The sequence below is a fragment of the Paenibacillus sp. FSL L8-0502 genome (genome assembly GCF_038593055.1).
In the GTDB taxonomy this organism is placed as follows: Bacteria; Bacillota; Bacilli; order Paenibacillales; family Paenibacillaceae; genus Paenibacillus; species Paenibacillus polymyxa_D.
In genome coordinates, this window is the sequence record NZ_CP151958.1 from 2,363,432 (window position 1) to 2,379,484 (window position 16,053).

Consider the following 16,053-nt stretch of genomic DNA (forward strand, 5'->3'; position numbering starts at 1 on the left):
TGAAGATGGTCTTTCAAATATTATTAAATCTGATGATTGCGTTGCTCTGGATGCTACTTAACAACGACTGGTCAGGGTCGCGGTTCACCATGGGCATTCTGCTAGGGATAGCCATATTGCTTGTTTTGCGTAAATTCCGTCCAGAACCTTTCTACCTGAAGCGTATATGGGCCATCCTAAAGCTGCTACTTCTGTTTATGCGGGAACTGATCGTTTCCAGCTTTGCGGTTATCCATCATATTCTCCGCCCGAAGCTGGCGATCCGCCCAGGCATTTTTGCCTATGAGACCGCCCTAAAGTCAGATTGGGAGATCACTATTTTATCGTGCCTCATTTGTCTGACACCAGGAACGCTCACTCTAGAAGTATCTGGAGAAGGTCAAATGCTGTATATTCATGCCATGGACATACAGGACGCGACACTGCTTTCTGAGCAAATTAGAGGGACATTTGAAAAAGCGATCATGGAGGTGACACAGTGATAGTTTCGGCACTTTTGACTGCATCACTGGCTATTCTCTCCTTAGCCATATTAGGTTGCTTGTACCGTTTGATTAAAGGACCGACACGTCCGGATAGGGTAGCAGCGCTGGACACGATAGGTATAAATCTGCTAGCTATGATTGCTGTGATCTGCATGCAGCTGAGGACACAGGATTTTATTGAGATTGTTCTTGTTATAGGAATACTGACGTTCATAGGAACAACGGCATTGGCGAGATATATAGAAAGAGACGCCGTCATAGATACTGGGGGTGATGAACTTGATCGGTGAGTTGCTTATTGCGATCCTTGTTTTACTCGGTGCTCTGTTCTGTGGATTGAGCGCGTTTGGATTGATGCGGCTGCCAGATGTTTATTTACGTTCTCACGCCGCAACCAAAAGTGCAACGCTTGGCGTGCTTTGCGTATTAACAGGAGCCTTTCTTTATTTTTTGTTTTATGTAGACGTGGTCAGTATCAAATTACTGCTTGCCATTGTATTTGTCTTTATCACTTCTCCCGTAGCCGGACATCTAAATGGAAGAGCTGCCTACCGTTCGGGAGTCCCTTTATGGGAAAACAGTGTTCAGGATGATCTGGCGTCGGTATTGGAACAAAATACATCTTTAAAACAACCAAAATGAAAGCAACCCATAGTGCAGGATTTGCGTCATGTCCGTCTGGATTGATAATAAATGTGGAGGGATCATGTGCACAATATTATTTCAGTCCAGCTGTATTACAAAGCGGAACGGATCGTAACTCCGTTAAAACAGGAAACAGTCATTCATCGTCGAGTTTTACACTTGTATACAACTAAAATTGTATCAGCGTACCGGGAGTTTTCTCTCAATGAGGTATATGATATATCGTTTAAAAGTATCGGGCAGGGTCATGGTGTTCTTTATTTGCATACGAAACAAGGTGTATTTCCTTATACTGTAGAATCAGATCCTAAAGACTTTATAATCGAATTCAAAAAAATTGTAGAAAAGTAAGATCGTTCGATTCAAGAAATTTAAAAAGACCGCATCTTTTTTGCGGTCTTTTTCTAATGCCTGAAGTTACATAAAGCTTTTAGCATGTGTTACATAACGCGCAGAATCATGCCGAGGATGACGATGAACATACCCATCCATGATAAAGGAGACGGCATGGGGATATCAAAAAAATAATTCTCCCATTAATGCATAAAGAACTTCCAGAGATTGTGTTGCTTCTACGGTCCCAGCTTTTGCATATTTCCACGAACCTGATCTGTAGCAAAGCTCCACTCAACCACGTTCCTGGTTGTTTCTTCATGACTTTCCAAAGAGGCTTAAGCTTTTGTTGGGTCATCACAATGACTACTAGAATAGGAACCATAAACAGATATCGCAACGAAGCAACCTTAGATTATTCATTTCAAGAGTTACTTCACAGTTGACAAGGCAAAAGGGATGCTGTATATTACTGAAAGTTGATTTTAATAGTAATTATTACGATTTAAAAAAGTGAAAATGAAAAGCCAATATTCAAGGGAGCGTACCAGCGATGAATAAGAAAGTAATACCGGTAACAGTGTTGAGCGGATATTTGGGCGCAGGAAAAACAACGATTTTGAATCATGTATTAAACAATCGGGACGGGATGAAAGTGGCAGTCATCGTCAATGACATGAGTGAAGTGAATCTAGATGCCGAGCTGGTTAAAAAAGAGGGGGGCTTGTCCAGAACAGAAGAAAAACTGGTCGAGTTGTCTAATGGTTGTATTTGCTGCACATTGCGTGAAGATTTATTGCTGGAGGTCAAGAAGCTGACGGAACAAGGCGAGTTTGATTATATTTTAATCGAATCTACAGGCATCAGTGAACCTGTGCCAATCGCTCAAACCTTTACGTACGCCGATGAAGGAACTGGCATTGATTTGGCATCGCTGGCAAAACTGGATTGCATGGTGACCGTAGTCGATGCGAACCGTTTCTGGCATGATTTTGAATCAGGAGAAACGTTACTGGATCGCAGGCAGGCTACTGGTGAAGACGACACGCGTGATATCTCGGACTTGCTCATAGACCAGATTGAAACCTGTGATGTATTGATTCTGAATAAGTGCGATCTGGTTCAGTCTGCTGAGCTGGATAAGCTGGAGGGTGTGCTGCGGAGATTACAGCCTGAAGCCCGAATCATTCGTACTTCCAAGGGAAAGGTCGCTCCTTCGGACATTTTGAATACAGGGCTGTTCAATTTTGACAAGGCTAGTCAATCCGCTGGATGGATTCGGGAGCTGGAGCTTGAAAGCCATACACCGGAAACGGACGAATATGGGATAAATTCCTTTGTATATCGTCGTAGAAGACCATTTCATCCTGCAAGATTGGCTGAATTTATGAACTATTGGCCGGAGGAGATCGTTCGCGCCAAAGGTTTGGCCTGGATTGCAACCCCGCAGGATTGGGCAGCGAGTATTAGTCAGGCAGGACCCTCTATTCAATTTGGCCCTGCGGGAAGCTGGCTTGCTGCATTATCCGAAGAAGAACGGCAGGAGATCGTTGCAGCTGACCCTGAGGCTCTGGACCAATGGGATGAACAATGGGGCGATCGCATGAACGAAATCGTCATGATCGGTATCGGAATGAATCGACCGGACTTGGAAGAAGAGCTAGATGAATGTCTGCTGAACGATAATGAAATGGATATGGACTGGTCCAGTTTTGAAAATCCGCTTCCTTGGCCGACATGATGAAGCTAGTTGATCCATTCATTAATAAAGTCCATACATTTTTTAGCTGCTGGAGAAACATTTTTTAAGGAAGCGGTAGCGATACCGATAGTACGGGAATGCCTCTCATCCAATGGACGAATAGAGATGTCGTAAGGAATGTGAGACAGGATCATTTCAGGAAGAATACTCACGCCTAGTCCATTCTGCACCATAGCCATAATCGCATGGTCATCTTCTAATTCATATTTGATTTTAGGTGACATATTATGCTGTGAAAAAATATTCCTTACATCGGTGTCACAGCCTGCAACAGGCATAATAAAAGGCTCATCTCTGAGCTGTTCTACTCGAATGGAGGCTTGCTTTCCCAAAATATGATCGGAAGGAAGTAGACAAAGCATGCTTTCTTCTTTTAAGGGCAACGCCTCTAATGTATCTAGCGTGGGGAGGTTCACAAAGCCGAAATCAGCCTCCCCACTGATTATCCAGCTCTCAATTTCATGGTAGTTCCCATCGAGCAGTTTTATTTCAATAAGAGGAAACTGCTCATTGAATTTTTTTAGAATACGGGGCAGCCAATGAATAGAGACGCTTGAAAATGTGCCGATCTTTACGGTTCCGATTTCCAATCCTTTAATTAGAGCTACCTCTTGGTAGAGCTTTTCGTCCATTTGTACGATCTCTCTAAATTGCTTCATCAATCTTTCTCCGTTATTGGTCAATCTGATGCCTGAACGACCTCGGATCAGAAGAGTCAACCCTAATTCATGTTCCAATCCAGAGATCGCATGGCTGATTGCCGATTGTGTAAGATTTAAAACTTCCCCGGCCTTTGTGAAACTTCCCATTTCAACTACGCAAAGAAAAATCTTATATTTAAACAAATTCGTGTTCACTCCTATTTTTAATGAAATATATTCATGTATCATATCAGATATATTCATTTTTTTTATTTAATATTTATGATTATAATCAAATGAAAGAAAGGTTATATATTTTTGTTTTAGGAGGAACATATGAACTCAATTGCTAAAACTCCTCGGCCACCCTATTATGCGGCTATCTTTACTTCTGAACGTACGGAAGGAGATGGCGGATACGGAGTGATGGGAGACAAAATGGTGGAACTGGCTGCCGAGCAGCCTGGTTTTCTAGGTGTGGAAAGTGTTCGTGATCACAATGGAGTAGGCATCACAGTTTCCTATTGGGAGTCTCTAGACGCTATAAAAAATTGGAAACATAACGAGCTGCACAAGGTAGCGCAGGAAAAAGGGAAATCCGAGTGGTATAAAACATTTGGTTTAAGAGTGAGCAAGGTAGAACGAGATTATTTTTTTACAGTGTAAATAGGTTCAATATCTTTCTATTCATATTCAGTTCATAAACGTGGGTTATCCTCGCTATAGAAACCGTATAGGGAGGATATGAATGTGGATTATACAGACAAAAAAGAGACCTTGGCCATTGAAGCAAGGGGACTCGTTAAAACTTTTGGTGATAAGCATGCGGTTGACGGTGTCGATTTGAATGTCCATGCTGGCACGATCTACGGTGTGCTCGGCCCTAATGGAGCAGGTAAGACGACTACCATCCGAATGCTGTCAACGTTATTGCGACCTGATGGTGGATCAGCGCGTATCTTCGGGCACGATGTAGTAAAGGAGCCGCAGGTTGTGCGTCAATTGATCGGGGTAACAGGCCAATACGCATCGGTCGATGAGTCGCTTAGCGCTACTGAGAACTTGATCATCTTCTCTAGACTGCTTGGACTGGGACGTGCCGAGGCGCGTCATAAGGCAGCGGAGCTGTTGGAGGAATTTGGCTTGGCCGAAGCAGCCAAGCGACCGTTAAAAAATTTTTCGGGAGGCATGCGCCGCCGACTGGACTTGGCCGCCAGTCTCATCGCTAAGCCGCCGCTGATCTTCCTGGATGAGCCGACTACCGGACTAGACCCGCGCACGCGTGTCAAGATGTGGGACACGATCCGGCGTCTGGTCAAGACCGGTTCCACCGTACTGCTCACTACCCAGTACCTCGACGAGGCGGATCAACTTGCTGACCGAATCGCGGTGATCGATCATGGCCGGGTAGTCGCTGAGGGTACGGTGGATGAACTGAAAGCGGCAGTGGGGGCGTCGACTCTGCAACTCAAAGTGCAAAATCAACAGGACATTGAGAGAGCTGTTCAGATCGTTGAACAGGTGCTTTCAGTCAAGTCCAGCGTGTCAGTGGAAGTTGGAAAGATTATTTCTCCGATGGCCAATGCAGATCGGGTAACGGACCTGCTGATTGCCCTCCGTACTGGAGAGATTCGTCTAGCAGAAATGAGTGTGCAAAAGCCGACGCTTGACGAGGTGTTTTTGTCCATCACTGGTCATGGGGCACAAGTAAACGAGCAGCAGACGTCCCAAGGAGCGCATGCTGGGGAGGGGGCGAGAGCATGAAGAGCACTACGGTTATGACAGGTTTTGATCGCACTTTGAAGAAGTCTGTGAGTTTCAGACAGGCGTTCTTCAATTCCATGACGATGGCCTACCGGGGCATTCTGAAGATCCGGCATACTCCCGAGCAATTGTTTGATGTCACGCTCCAGCCGATCATTTTCACACTTATGTTTACCTATATCTTTGGTGGCGCCATCTCAGGAGACGTGCAGCATTATTTGCCGGTTATTATTCCAGGCATCCTCGTGCAGACTGTGATCTCGACCTCCGTCGTTACCGGCGTCCAACTACGTGAGGATATGGACAAAGGAGTGTTCGACAGGTTCAAGTCACTCCCAATCGCACGTATTGCGCCTTTGGCTGGAGCTCTGCTGGCTGACAGTATCCGGTATACTATTGCGACTGTACTTACCTTCGCCATGGGGTATATTTTGGGGTATCGGCCAGAGGGAGGGCTGCTGAGTGTTGCTATCGCCGCGCTTTTGGTCATCGTGTGTTCCTGGGCAGTCAGCTGGATTTTCGCCTTCTTTGGCGTGATTGCCCGCACTGCTTCCAGTGTACAGGGCATCTCCATGATTGTTCTGTTTCCGCTCACTTTTGTTTCCAACGCATTTGTGCCTGTGGACACAATGCCTGGTTGGCTACAGTGGTTTGTGAACGTTAACCCGATTTCACATCTTGTGAACGCAGTCAGGGAGCTTGCAAATACGGGAACGATTGGCGGGGAACTGGCGATCTCCCTGCTTGGCGCTACAGTCATTGTGGCGATCTTCGCGCCGCTTACGGTGCGTGCATATATGCGTAAAGCATAAGATGGCAGTCTTCTTGACGAGGATGAGAGATTTAAGGCAGAACTAGTTAGGGGGGGGATTGAAATGGCGCGTGTATTGGTCGTTGATGATGATCCGCATATTCGCGAAATGGTCGGACACTTTTTGAGGATGGAAGGTCTGGATGTAGTCGAGGCGGTGGATGGATTGGACGCGATGCGCATTTTTGAGCAAATCAAGGTCGATTTACTTGTTCTTGATATCATGATGCCGGGAATGGATGGTTGGGAGTTGTGCCGTAAGCTGAGAGAGCAAACCGACCTGCCGCTGCTTATGCTTACAGCTAAAAGCGAGACGTCACAGATCGTGAAAGGTTTCGCGCTCGGAACGGACGACTATCTTGTCAAGCCATTCGACCCCATGGTGCTTGTTGCACGCGTGAAGGCTTTATTAAAACGCTATCGTATCATGGTTTCCAAATCAGTGACTGTCGGAGATCTTGTCCTGCGGAGTGATACATTTGAATGCCGGGCTGGGCAAGAGGAGTTTACCCTGCCGCGCAAGGAATTTGAGCTGCTCTTCAAGCTGGCCAGCTATCCTGGCAAAACCTTTACCCGCGACCAGTTGATCGAACAGATCTGGGGTTATGATTATGAGGGAGACGAAAGAACGGTTGATGTCCATATCAAACGCCTTCGGGAACGGTTTCTGGAGGCAAGCCACTCCTTCCGGATCAGTACGATCCGAGGATTGGGTTATCGGCTGGAGGTAAGGCAATGAAACGAGAACCGGGATTCCTCCATATCCTTGCGAGACTCATGCTGGTGTTATTGGTGCTGTATCTCAGCTGGACTGCCGCGTTCTTTATTATGGAGGCGATCTATTCGCACATGTCATGGGCTCCCCATGGTTTGTTCGTCTTTCTTATGAATACGACGCTAGGCTTTTTCTTCTTCGGTATTATCAGTATGACGGTAAGGCGCTTCTTCCAGCCTAGAGAACAGCACGCTTTTACCGAAATGATCGATGCTTTAAAACGTATTTCGCAAGGAGACTTTCACATTAATCTGGATTGGGATCTCGGCGGGAGGAACGGAAAACATCGGAGGCCGCATCCTTATGTACAGTTGGTGGACAGTATCAATGATATGGCTGCAAATCTGAAGGCTATGGAAAAGCTGCGGGAGGAGTTTATTTCAAACGTATCCCATGAAATCGGCTCACCGCTGACCTCGATAATCGGATTCGCCAAGGCGCTCAAGGACGAGAATCTGGATCGTGAGCAGCGAGACCGGTATTTGACGATCATCGAGACGGAGTGTATTCGTCTATCCAAGCTAAGCGATAATCTCATGAAGCTGGCGATTCTGGATTCGGAGCGGCATCCGTTTCGTCCGTCCCTTTATCGGCTGGACAAGCAGCTGATTTCGCTTATTCTCGCCTGCGAACCGCAATGGGAGGCTAAAAAAATCGAGATGACTGTTGAGGTGGATATCGTTGAGATTAACGCGGACGAGGATCTGATGGGCCAGGTTTGGGTAAATCTCCTTCACAATGCCATTAAATTTACACCACAGGGTGGAAGCATATCTGTTTCTCTTTCAAGTAACGGTGAACAGGCGGTTATCCGCATTGCGGACACGGGACAGGGCATCAACGAACAGAATCAGCAACGCATTTTTGAACGGTTTTATAAAGCAGACCAGTCACGGGCCCGAACTGCAGGAGGCAGCGGCTTGGGACTGTCCATTGCTTATAAAATAACAGAGATGCATACCGGCTCTATCTCTGTATCCAGCAAGGTGGGAGAAGGAACGGTATTTACGGTTATGCTGCCGCTGCGCCGGCAAGGAATGAAAGGCAGCAACAACTGTGAAATGTACACCGGCACAGTAATATAAAAAGGAGCGTCTTCAAAGCCATAAGCGGCTGAAGGACGCTCCTTTTTAACTCCCATGCTTATACTCTTATGTTATATACGTATAAGCTCAGGATTTAGATGAATTTACCGGCTGCATTTCCTGGATAGCTTCCTTCAAGTTGTGTGAGCATAGCTCATACAACTGTTTCCTTTGCTGTTCGCTGGAATTCGTAGCCAGTTTTTGCAGCTCGGTTGTACATTGCTGCAGCAGCGTCAGCACAGCTTGATTCGAATCCTGTGCCTTGGACATCTGTACATTATCACTGTATTGGTCAATATATAGCTCCCCTTGCGTGTCCACCTGCGCGAAAAACACATCTTTGACCGTCAGGCTCTTTTCCTTTAGCTTGGCATCCAGCCATTGTTGAGTAATCCCCATATATGCCATTTGTTGCTCCATAAGTTGTCCATCCATAATGACTGCTGTGGGTTCCTTCTCCGGTAGCTGAAACATATTCAAATCTTTAAGCGTTACAGGCTGCTTGTCTTTGGTTAACAGCACATTGACTTCGCCACTGGTTTCCATGAGAGCAAATTCTACATCAGATACTTTGAATACATTCTTGCTTCGTAGCTGCTCCATGAGTTCATCCAGGGTGAGCCGTTCCTTTCTCAGATTATCCTCTAAAATTTTGCCGTCTTTGATCAGGATTGTTGTCCTTCCATCTGTTATATCTCTGATTTTCTTGCTTTTAATTTGCAAATATTCAATGCCAAGTGTTGTCAGTACCCATACTGACAAGGCTATGAGGCCTAGATACCAGGTGGATTCACGCTCCATAGGAATGGTAGCAGCCAGGTTACCTATCGTGATTCCTGTTATATATTCGAACAAGGAAAGCTGGGATACCTGACGTTTTCCAAGAATTTTGGTGATTAAAAATAATATAGCGACAGCCATTAATGTGCGTATAGCAACCTCGGCCCAATCCTGCATTTACTCAACCCCATTTCATTTCGCCACAAGGGCGCTACTATTCCAAGGATATCCGCGTCAAGGCACATTTAAACTCCAATTCCCCTAAATTTAAATAACTGAGCTACCAATAAACCGATTAAATACGATATAAGATTAAAATTTTCTATCGTTGAATTAGCAATGTCTATTACACAAGCGATTGACGGAAAAGGGTCGGCAGGATACATTATAAATATAATCCTTATTTAATTCATCGGAATTATAAACATTAAGCTCACGGAGGTATGTATATGTCGTCCAAACCTAAAGTTGTATTGTGGAGCAAAACCGGCTGTCATTTTTGTGGAGAGATCAAATCGTACCTGGAATCCCAAAATCAGCCGTATGAAAATATCCAAGTGGACGGAAATGATGCGCTGCGTGACGTGCTGGAAACCAAATATGGTGTTCGTTATGTTCCTGTCGTCGAAGTAGGCGGGGATAACAAATATGAAGCCCTGCTCAACCCGGATCTGGAAGAGTTGGGTAAAGTGCTGGAAAGTTACAATCAAGTGGTATAACAATCATGTTCAAGAGAGGTGGAAGAGTTATGGCTAAGAATAAACAAATTAAATTTGGTGCGATTATTCACGGCGTTGGGGGAAGCATGACGACTTGGCGTCACCCTGAAGTACCTGCGGACGCGAGTGTTAACTTTGAATTTTATAAAACGCAGGCGCAAAAGGCAGAGGAAGGAAAGTTCGACCTCGTATTTATCGCAGATGGCCTGTTCATTAACGAAAAATCCATTCCTCACTTTCTGAACCGTTTTGAGCCAATTACGATTTTGTCTGCTTTGGCTGGAGTGACGAAGCATATCGGACTGGTTGGCACATTGTCGACTTCCTATAGCGAACCGTTCACGGTAGCACGCCAGTTTTCTTCCATTGATCATATTAGCGGAGGTCGTGCAGGCTGGAATGTGGTGACTTCCCCGCTGGAAGGCTCTGCCCTTAACTTTAGCAAAGGCGAGCACCCGTCGCATCCGCAGCGCTATAAAATTGCAGAGGAATATTTACAGGTTACGAAAGGACTGTGGGACTCGTGGGAAGCGGATGCGTTCGTTCGTGATAAGGAAGCTGGAGTATTTTTTGATCCTGAAAAGCTGCATACATTGAACCATAAAGGTGAGTTTTTCTCTGTGCAGGGTCCGCTGAACATTGGACGATCCAAGCAGGGACAGCCGGTTATTTTCCAGGCAGGTTCCTCCGAGGATGGCAAAAACCTGGCCGCTAAGGAAGCGGATGCTGTATTTACAGGACATGAAACGTTAGAGGAAGCGCAGCAGTTTTATCGTGATGTGAAAGAACGTGCGGTACGCTATGGTAGATCCGAAGAGGATATTGTCATTTTGCCGGGCATATCGCCGATTATTGGCAATACAACGGAGGAAGCGGAACGTAAGTATGAAGAGATCACTAATCTGGTGACGATTGAGGCTGCGCTAAAATATTTGGGACGTTTCTTCGATCATCATGATTTCTCACAATATCTGCTGGATGAGCCATTCCCTGAGCTTGATGGTATTGGCAGCAATGCGTTCCGCAGCGGTACAGATAAAATCAAACGAGTAGCCAAGGAACAAAACTTGACCTTACGCGAGGTTGCGTTGCGTTCAGCTACACCGAGAACCTCTTTTATCGGAACCGCTGAGCAGGTGGCGGATCGAGTGCAGGAGTGGTTTGATAGAAAAGGAGCAGACGGATTCATTATTGGTTCTGATGTACCATCGGGTCTGCATGACTTCATAAATCTGGTTGTGCCTATTTTGCAGGAACGCGGTGTGTACCGTCAGGATTATGAATTTAGCACACTGCGTGAAAACTTGGGCGTGCCTATACCTGAGAACCGCTACACAGCGGCCAGATCCAAAGTGAAGGTTGACGCATAACAGAAGGAGGAAAAAATATGTCCAAGGTTGTCATCCTATCAGGCAGTCCGTCTACACAATCCCGTTTATACGGCTTGATTCACTATACAACGGAGCAGTTGCAGCAGGCTGGAGCGGAGGTCACATTACTGAATGTGGTCGACTTGCCAGCGGAGGATCTAGTCACAGCTAACTTTAACAGCCCCGACATCACAGCATCACTTGCGCTGATTGCAGCAGCGGATGCCGTCATTGTGGCTTCTCCAGTCTATAAGGCGTCCTATTCAGGACTATTGAAAATCTTTCTGGATTTGGTTCCGCAGGAGGGACTAAGAGGGAAACCTGTCTTGCCTTTATTTATCGGAGGCACACTGGCTCACCTGCTGGTCATTGACTATGCATTGAAGCCGGTTATCAATGCACTGGGCGGAAGACATATTCTTGGCGGGGTGTATGCAGTGGATCAGTGGGTCGAACGTCTGCCAGATGGACTATACGGGTTGTCCGAAGAATTGGTTGCACGGTTGGAACGTTCTGTTAAAGAATTAAATGAGCTATTAAAATTATAGATATTTTTTTCAATATGTCCATTGACAGGTCGTTCAGTGAGTTTTATGATACAAAAAAACCGAGTTAACATATTGGATAAGTATATATAAAACTTACTGGGGGACTTGCGTATGAATATCGAGAATATGGAAGCCTTTGTATACGTGAATCATTATGGGAGCTTTAATAAGGCGGCAGAAGCCTTGTTCTTGTCCCAGCCCTCTGTTACAGCCCGGATTCAGACGCTAGAGCGCGAGCTAGAATGCAAGCTGTTCGACCGCCAAAGTAAGCAAACGGTTCTGACGGAGGATGGACGAAAGTTTCTTCCTTATGCGGAGCAGATGCTTCAGGTGCTGCAAAAAGGGAAGCAAAAGCTCCAACAGCGTAAGAAAGCCCCTCAGCAAATTCGAATTGGCTGCACGATATCGGTGTCGAACTATATCATTCCTGAAATATTAAAGCAGCTTCGTGCCCGTTATCCGGAGGTTAACTACAAAATTGTGACGGCTACGACGGATCAACTGTTACAAAAACTGTTGAACCGTGAGGTAGACATTAGTTTTGTCCGTAAAGTGATGCATCCGGCTATCCGTACGCTTGCTTTTTATGAAGATCCGATTTCTCTGTATGTATACGACGGTCATCCGTTTATGAAGACAGGAAGGGCCAGCATACAGGATATTCAACGTGAAACACTGGTGTTTTTCGAATGTGGATCACTAGATTGGATGAGAATTCATCGATCTTTTGAATCACTGGAGCAGCCACCGGACATTGCTTTTCAGGTAGACAATGTGGTCACGGCCAAAAAGCTGGTATTGGAAGAAGCGGGTATTGCCTTTTTGCCGGATGTCTGTGTGAACCGTGAAGTGAAAGATCAGAAACTGTTCCGTATCCATGTTCCAGAGGTGGCTGGGGTGTCGATGCAGATCAGCATAATTGCGACCAAAGAAGACTGTGCAGTGACTTCGGATTTTGCAGATGCACTGACAGAGGGTTTCCGGGGTGCTGTTTTGTTATAGAAAAGTTCTATAGCTTGGTGGATTGACGTGTAGGTTTCCAAGTGTTAAATTAATCACATCCTAAAACCGATTAAACTTATATGAATTATCAATTATTGAATGTTGTAGCTACCATGTATACTCGCAAACTGCTGATATACAAAGAGATGAGGGGGATTTATATGAAAAAGTGGTTTGCAATATTGTCTGTTATGGCAATCATCCTGGTGCTGGCAGGCTGCGGTTCCTCAGATAGCGCGTCTAGCGCATCAGGTTCGAGCGGAGACGTGAAGAAAATTATCGTAGGCACAGGTACTCAATTCAAAAATGTATGCTTTATTGACGAAAACGGAAATTTAACAGGTTTTGATGTGGAGCTGATTAAGGAGCTGGACAAGCGCCTGCCTCAATACGAATTTGAATTCAAAACGATGGACTTTGGAAATTTGCTACTAAGTCTCGATGCCGGCAAAATTGATCTGGTATCGCATCAAATGGAAAAAAACCCGGAGCGCGAAGCCAAGTATCTGTTCAACAAAAATCCGTATAGCATTTTTCTGAACAGAGTCGCTGTAGCGAAGGATAACAATACCATTCATTCCATTGATGATTTGAAAGGGAAAAAGGTACTCACCAGCCCAACCAGTAATGCGGCGTATGTGCTGAAAGAATATAACAAAACCCACGGAGATGCTCTAAATATCGTTTATACGAGTGGTGCAGCCAATGATACGGTGCAACAAATTACAAGCGGCCGTATAGATGCTACTGTTACGACAGACTTTGCGAACCGTTTTAACACCGATGAAAAAGGAGAAGTAGCTCTGAAAACCGTGGGTGATCCTTTGACTCAATCGGATGTACTGTATGTATTGAACAAAAATGAGCAAGGGTTGGCGGATGACTTGGACAAAGCCATTCAGGAAGTGAAGGACGATGGTACGCTGTCGAAGCTGAGCATTAAATGGCTTGGAGAGGATTTCACGAAGTCTCTAGAGGATGTGGAAAAGGAAGGTAGCAGCAGTAAAAAGTAAGGATAGATTTGGACATTTCAGCGGTCAGGGTACTCTATGTATTCTGACCGCTGATGTATAGAAAGGGGGCAGGCATATGAGCAGAGAGTTCAATATTGACTATGTTTTTAGCTTTATCCCGAAAATGCTGTCTTACTTACACATCACCTTGTTTATTGTGGCAAGCTCGCTTGTATTGGGGCTTATCATTGGTCTGTTGGTTGCGCTGCCTCGCATGTATAACATTCCATTTCTCAAACGTGTTTCTCAGGTGTATGTTTCCTTTTTTCGCGGAACACCTATTCTAATCCAATTGTTTCTGGTGTATTACGGCCTGCCAGAGCTACTAAAGCTGGTAGATATCAATTCCTCCAGATGGGATGTGCTGTGGTTTGCTGTAGCGACCTACGCACTCAATAGTGGAGCCTTTATTTCCGAAATTATCAGGTCAGGAGTAGAGGCAGTAGACCGAGGACAAATCGAGGCTGCACAGTCCGTCGGCATGTCAGGCTATCAGACCTGTACACGTATCATAATGCCGCAAGCGCTGGCTGTGGTGATTCCGGTATTTTCCAATCTGGTGATTGGCAATCTGAAGGATACCTCGCTGGCATTTACAATCGGAGCGATGGACATGACAGGGAAATCACAGACATTAGGGTCGGCTACCCAGCATTTTGTTGAAACCTACATCGCGTTATCCCTTATTTATCTGGTCATCAGTCTGATTTTACAAAAATTGTTCAGGGTGCTGGAAAATACGCTTCTCCGGCATGAGCATCGGGATGAAGTGCAGAAAGAACCCGAAAAACGAAAAAGTTTTGTGGTGCGCTACCTGAGAAGTCCTCGTCTGAGTAAAGGAGGTAAAGGCATATGAGTCTGGATTTTGGATTTATATATACTGCCTTTTTAGGGTTGTTCTCCGCGTTGCCCAACACCTTAATGATTACGGTGGTTTCTGTACTGGCAGGGTTGGTCATCGGTATAATAACGGCGCTGGCGCGAATCTATAAGGTTCCTGTGTTATCCCAGATTTCTCACGGTTACGTTACCTTTATCCGTGGCACACCGATGCTGATGCATTTGCTGCTTATTTATTTCAGTTTGCCTTTGTTAATTGATGCGGGAGCGAAGCATTTCGGCTGGCCGCTGCAATCCAAAGATGTTCCTTATATGGTATTTGCACTCATTTCGTTTTCCATTACCAGTGGCGCGTATATGTCTGAGGTCGTCCGTTCTGGAATTCAATCGGTCAACAAGGGGCAGATCGAGGCGGCTTATGCTGTCGGGATGACGACGTGGCAAGTGCTGAGACGGATTGTATTTCCGCAGGCATTCGTGGTGAGTTTGCCAAATCTGACGAATTCCGTTATTGGGATGCTTCATGGCTCTACCTTGGCTTTCACGGTTTCTGTCACAGAAATCCAGGCACAGGCTGAAATTCTGGCATCTACCAACTGGAAATATTTGGAGGTATATATCGCAGCTGCACTGCTATTTTGGGGATTGACAATATTGATTGAGCGAATATCTGGGTTGGTGGAGAAAAAAATCAATGTGTTTAATGGAGGTCGAGCATCATGATCCGTCTGCAAAATATTACGAAGTCGTTCGGCAAACATGAAGTGCTTAAAGGCATTGATTTGACCGTGAACAAAGGCGAGGTCGTCGTTATTTTAGGACCGAGCGGTTCAGGAAAAACGACTCTGCTACGCTGCATTAATTATCTGGAAAAGCCGAATGATGGGGAAGTCAGCATTGGCGATTTTACAGTGAACTGCAAGCGACCTGCAAAGAGGGATGTTTTGGCTCTACGTCAAAAGACGGCTATGGTTTTCCAGCAATACAATTTGTTCAAGCATAAAACAGCACTGGAAAATGTCATGGAGGGACTTGTCGTTGTTCGTAAGGTCAAGCAGGAGGAAGCGAAAAAAATCAGCATTGAAGTGCTGGAAAAGGTCGGTCTGGGTGAAAAGCTAAATCATTATCCAAGCCAGCTATCCGGCGGGCAGCAGCAGCGTGTAGGCATAGCGCGTGCTTTGGCGCTGAACCCGGAAGTGATTTTGTTCGATGAGCCGACTTCGGCGCTGGACCCTGAGTTGGTGGGTGAGGTGCTGTCGGTGATCCGCAAGATTGCGAAGGAAGGCATTACGATGATTGTCGTTACACATGAAATGGGCTTTGCGCGCGATGTTTCAAATCATGTGGTATTTATGGATGGCGGTCATATTATCGAGGAAGGCACACCGGAAGACATTTTTAACCACCCCAAAGAGGAACGTACCAAACAATTCCTGAAACGGATTACACCGGAATATAACTATTCAATTTAGACGGGAGA

The 16,053-nt window shown here is 45.6% G+C and carries 20 protein-coding genes and 1 pseudogene; 18 read left to right on the forward strand and 3 right to left on the reverse strand.

What is annotated here, in order from left to right:
• Positions 1–5 precede the first annotated feature (5 nt).
• The 4 genes from NSQ57_RS10735 (at position 6) to NSQ57_RS10750 (ending at position 1,481) form a co-directional block, all read left to right on the forward strand.
• Positions 6–482 (forward strand): Na+/H+ antiporter subunit E, encoded by a 477-nt coding sequence (locus tag NSQ57_RS10735; RefSeq protein ID WP_340955301.1) that lies wholly within the window; start codon positions 6–8, stop codon positions 480–482.
• Positions 482–775, forward strand: coding sequence for a Na(+)/H(+) antiporter subunit F1 (locus NSQ57_RS10740; protein WP_340887085.1), 294 nt, complete (start codon positions 482–484; stop codon positions 773–775). Before NSQ57_RS10735 ends, NSQ57_RS10740 begins: the two co-directional genes overlap by 1 nt.
• Positions 759–1,127: a monovalent cation/H(+) antiporter subunit G gene (mnhG, locus tag NSQ57_RS10745; RefSeq protein ID WP_342425999.1), complete on the forward strand. Its 369-nt coding sequence runs from the start codon at positions 759–761 to the stop codon at positions 1,125–1,127. The genes NSQ57_RS10740 and mnhG overlap by 17 nt, the downstream gene beginning before the upstream one ends.
• Positions 1,128–1,193: 66 nt before the next feature.
• The gene (locus tag NSQ57_RS10750) at positions 1,194–1,481 is read left to right on the forward strand and encodes a hypothetical protein (RefSeq protein ID WP_342426000.1); all 288 of its coding nucleotides are present in this window, start codon (positions 1,194–1,196) and stop codon (positions 1,479–1,481) included.
• 66 nt (positions 1,482–1,547) lie between these two features.
• Here the strand turns inward: NSQ57_RS10750 and NSQ57_RS10755 are convergent.
• A pseudogene (locus NSQ57_RS10755) lies at positions 1,548–1,747 on the reverse strand (multidrug resistance efflux transporter family protein); the annotation flags it as partial.
• A gap of 269 nt (positions 1,748–2,016) precedes the next feature.
• Here NSQ57_RS10755 and NSQ57_RS10760 point away from each other — a divergent pair.
• Positions 2,017–3,204: a GTP-binding protein gene (locus tag NSQ57_RS10760; protein WP_342426001.1), complete on the forward strand. Its 1,188-nt coding sequence runs from the start codon at positions 2,017–2,019 to the stop codon at positions 3,202–3,204.
• 5 nt (positions 3,205–3,209) lie between these two features.
• Here NSQ57_RS10760 and NSQ57_RS10765 read toward each other — a convergent pair whose 3' ends face one another.
• Positions 3,210–4,115, reverse strand: coding sequence for a LysR substrate-binding domain-containing protein (locus NSQ57_RS10765; protein ID WP_340955303.1), 906 nt, complete (start codon positions 4,113–4,115; stop codon positions 3,210–3,212).
• 87 nt (positions 4,116–4,202) lie between these two features.
• Here NSQ57_RS10765 and NSQ57_RS10770 point away from each other — a divergent pair, with 87 nt between their 5' ends.
• The 5 genes from NSQ57_RS10770 to NSQ57_RS10790 all read left to right on the forward strand — a co-directional run bounded on the left by NSQ57_RS10770 (position 4,203) and on the right by NSQ57_RS10790 (position 8,301).
• On the forward strand, positions 4,203–4,532 hold the full coding sequence (locus tag NSQ57_RS10770; protein WP_013310063.1) for an antibiotic biosynthesis monooxygenase: 330 nt from the start codon (positions 4,203–4,205) through the stop codon (positions 4,530–4,532).
• Between the two features lie 78 nt (positions 4,533–4,610).
• Positions 4,611–5,630 (forward strand): ATP-binding cassette domain-containing protein, encoded by a 1,020-nt coding sequence (locus NSQ57_RS10775; RefSeq protein ID WP_165147309.1) that lies wholly within the window; start codon positions 4,611–4,613, stop codon positions 5,628–5,630.
• Positions 5,627–6,442: an ABC transporter permease gene (locus NSQ57_RS10780; protein ID WP_029519108.1), complete on the forward strand. Its 816-nt coding sequence runs from the start codon at positions 5,627–5,629 to the stop codon at positions 6,440–6,442. Before NSQ57_RS10775 ends, NSQ57_RS10780 begins: the two co-directional genes overlap by 4 nt.
• A gap of 63 nt (positions 6,443–6,505) precedes the next feature.
• Positions 6,506–7,180 carry a response regulator transcription factor gene (locus NSQ57_RS10785; RefSeq protein ID WP_341039293.1) on the forward strand — a complete coding sequence of 225 codons (675 nt, stop codon included), beginning with the start codon at positions 6,506–6,508 and terminating at the stop codon, positions 7,178–7,180.
• On the forward strand, positions 7,177–8,301 hold the full coding sequence (locus NSQ57_RS10790) for a HAMP domain-containing sensor histidine kinase (RefSeq protein WP_342426002.1): 1,125 nt from the start codon (positions 7,177–7,179) through the stop codon (positions 8,299–8,301). Before NSQ57_RS10785 ends, NSQ57_RS10790 begins: the two co-directional genes overlap by 4 nt.
• Before the next feature lie 87 nt (positions 8,302–8,388).
• Here the strand turns inward: NSQ57_RS10790 and NSQ57_RS10795 are convergent, their stop codons facing one another.
• On the reverse strand, positions 8,389–9,258 hold the full coding sequence (locus tag NSQ57_RS10795; protein ID WP_029519112.1) for a DUF421 domain-containing protein: 870 nt from the start codon (positions 9,256–9,258) through the stop codon (positions 8,389–8,391).
• Positions 9,259–9,530: 272 nt separating this feature from the next.
• On the opposite strand from NSQ57_RS10795, the gene NSQ57_RS10800 reads away from it, so the two are divergent.
• The 8 genes from NSQ57_RS10800 to NSQ57_RS10835 all read left to right on the forward strand — a co-directional run bounded on the left by NSQ57_RS10800 (position 9,531) and on the right by NSQ57_RS10835 (position 16,045).
• Positions 9,531–9,800, forward strand: coding sequence for a glutaredoxin family protein (locus tag NSQ57_RS10800; RefSeq protein WP_029519113.1), 270 nt, complete (start codon positions 9,531–9,533; stop codon positions 9,798–9,800).
• 29 nt (positions 9,801–9,829) lie between these two features.
• Positions 9,830–11,170, forward strand: a complete 1,341-nt coding sequence (locus tag NSQ57_RS10805; RefSeq protein ID WP_069010216.1) for an LLM class flavin-dependent oxidoreductase — start codon at positions 9,830–9,832, stop codon at positions 11,168–11,170.
• A gap of 17 nt (positions 11,171–11,187) precedes the next feature.
• Positions 11,188–11,718, forward strand: a complete 531-nt coding sequence (ssuE, locus tag NSQ57_RS10810; RefSeq protein ID WP_341039294.1) for an NADPH-dependent FMN reductase — start codon at positions 11,188–11,190, stop codon at positions 11,716–11,718.
• Between the two features lie 111 nt (positions 11,719–11,829).
• Positions 11,830–12,720, forward strand: a complete 891-nt coding sequence (locus NSQ57_RS10815) for a LysR family transcriptional regulator (protein WP_342426003.1) — start codon at positions 11,830–11,832, stop codon at positions 12,718–12,720.
• Between the two features lie 161 nt (positions 12,721–12,881).
• Positions 12,882–13,733 carry a transporter substrate-binding domain-containing protein gene (locus tag NSQ57_RS10820; protein ID WP_342426004.1) on the forward strand — a complete coding sequence of 284 codons (852 nt, stop codon included), beginning with the start codon at positions 12,882–12,884 and terminating at the stop codon, positions 13,731–13,733.
• Positions 13,734–13,809: 76 nt separating this feature from the next.
• Entirely contained in the window at positions 13,810–14,589 is a 780-nt protein-coding gene (locus NSQ57_RS10825) for an amino acid ABC transporter permease (RefSeq protein ID WP_342426005.1), read from the forward strand.
• Positions 14,586–15,296 carry an amino acid ABC transporter permease gene (locus tag NSQ57_RS10830; RefSeq protein ID WP_342426006.1) on the forward strand — a complete coding sequence of 237 codons (711 nt, stop codon included), beginning with the start codon at positions 14,586–14,588 and terminating at the stop codon, positions 15,294–15,296. Before NSQ57_RS10825 ends, NSQ57_RS10830 begins: the two co-directional genes overlap by 4 nt.
• Positions 15,293–16,045, forward strand: a complete 753-nt coding sequence (locus tag NSQ57_RS10835; RefSeq protein WP_250244878.1) for an amino acid ABC transporter ATP-binding protein — start codon at positions 15,293–15,295, stop codon at positions 16,043–16,045. Before NSQ57_RS10830 ends, NSQ57_RS10835 begins: the two co-directional genes overlap by 4 nt.
• Positions 16,046–16,053: the final 8 nt, after the last annotated feature.

What these genes read in the sequence shown, in the direction of transcription:
- NSQ57_RS10775 (WP_165147309.1), top strand. Translation starts at nt 4,611, where the DNA reads ATGAATGTGGATTATACAGACAAAAAAGAGACCTTGGCCATTGAAGCA.
- NSQ57_RS10830 (WP_342426006.1), top strand. Translation starts at nt 14,586, where the DNA reads ATGAGTCTGGATTTTGGATTTATATATACTGCCTTTTTAGGGTTGTTC.
- NSQ57_RS10735 (WP_340955301.1), top strand. Translation starts at nt 6, where the DNA reads ATGGTCTTTCAAATATTATTAAATCTGATGATTGCGTTGCTCTGGATG.
- NSQ57_RS10800 (WP_029519113.1), top strand. Translation starts at nt 9,531, where the DNA reads ATGTCGTCCAAACCTAAAGTTGTATTGTGGAGCAAAACCGGCTGTCAT.
- NSQ57_RS10765 (WP_340955303.1), bottom strand. Translation starts at nt 4,115, where the DNA reads ATGATACATGAATATATTTCATTAAAAATAGGAGTGAACACGAATTTG.
- NSQ57_RS10770 (WP_013310063.1), top strand. Translation starts at nt 4,203, where the DNA reads ATGAACTCAATTGCTAAAACTCCTCGGCCACCCTATTATGCGGCTATC.
- NSQ57_RS10825 (WP_342426005.1), top strand. Translation starts at nt 13,810, where the DNA reads ATGAGCAGAGAGTTCAATATTGACTATGTTTTTAGCTTTATCCCGAAA.
- ssuE (WP_341039294.1), top strand. Translation starts at nt 11,188, where the DNA reads ATGTCCAAGGTTGTCATCCTATCAGGCAGTCCGTCTACACAATCCCGT.
- NSQ57_RS10780 (WP_029519108.1), top strand. Translation starts at nt 5,627, where the DNA reads ATGAAGAGCACTACGGTTATGACAGGTTTTGATCGCACTTTGAAGAAG.
- NSQ57_RS10790 (WP_342426002.1), top strand. Translation starts at nt 7,177, where the DNA reads ATGAAACGAGAACCGGGATTCCTCCATATCCTTGCGAGACTCATGCTG.
- NSQ57_RS10820 (WP_342426004.1), top strand. Translation starts at nt 12,882, where the DNA reads ATGAAAAAGTGGTTTGCAATATTGTCTGTTATGGCAATCATCCTGGTG.
- NSQ57_RS10815 (WP_342426003.1), top strand. Translation starts at nt 11,830, where the DNA reads ATGAATATCGAGAATATGGAAGCCTTTGTATACGTGAATCATTATGGG.
- mnhG (WP_342425999.1), top strand. Translation starts at nt 759, where the DNA reads ATGAACTTGATCGGTGAGTTGCTTATTGCGATCCTTGTTTTACTCGGT.
- NSQ57_RS10795 (WP_029519112.1), bottom strand. Translation starts at nt 9,258, where the DNA reads ATGCAGGATTGGGCCGAGGTTGCTATACGCACATTAATGGCTGTCGCT.
- NSQ57_RS10835 (WP_250244878.1), top strand. Translation starts at nt 15,293, where the DNA reads ATGATCCGTCTGCAAAATATTACGAAGTCGTTCGGCAAACATGAAGTG.
- NSQ57_RS10760 (WP_342426001.1), top strand. Translation starts at nt 2,017, where the DNA reads ATGAATAAGAAAGTAATACCGGTAACAGTGTTGAGCGGATATTTGGGC.
- NSQ57_RS10805 (WP_069010216.1), top strand. Translation starts at nt 9,830, where the DNA reads ATGGCTAAGAATAAACAAATTAAATTTGGTGCGATTATTCACGGCGTT.
- NSQ57_RS10785 (WP_341039293.1), top strand. Translation starts at nt 6,506, where the DNA reads ATGGCGCGTGTATTGGTCGTTGATGATGATCCGCATATTCGCGAAATG.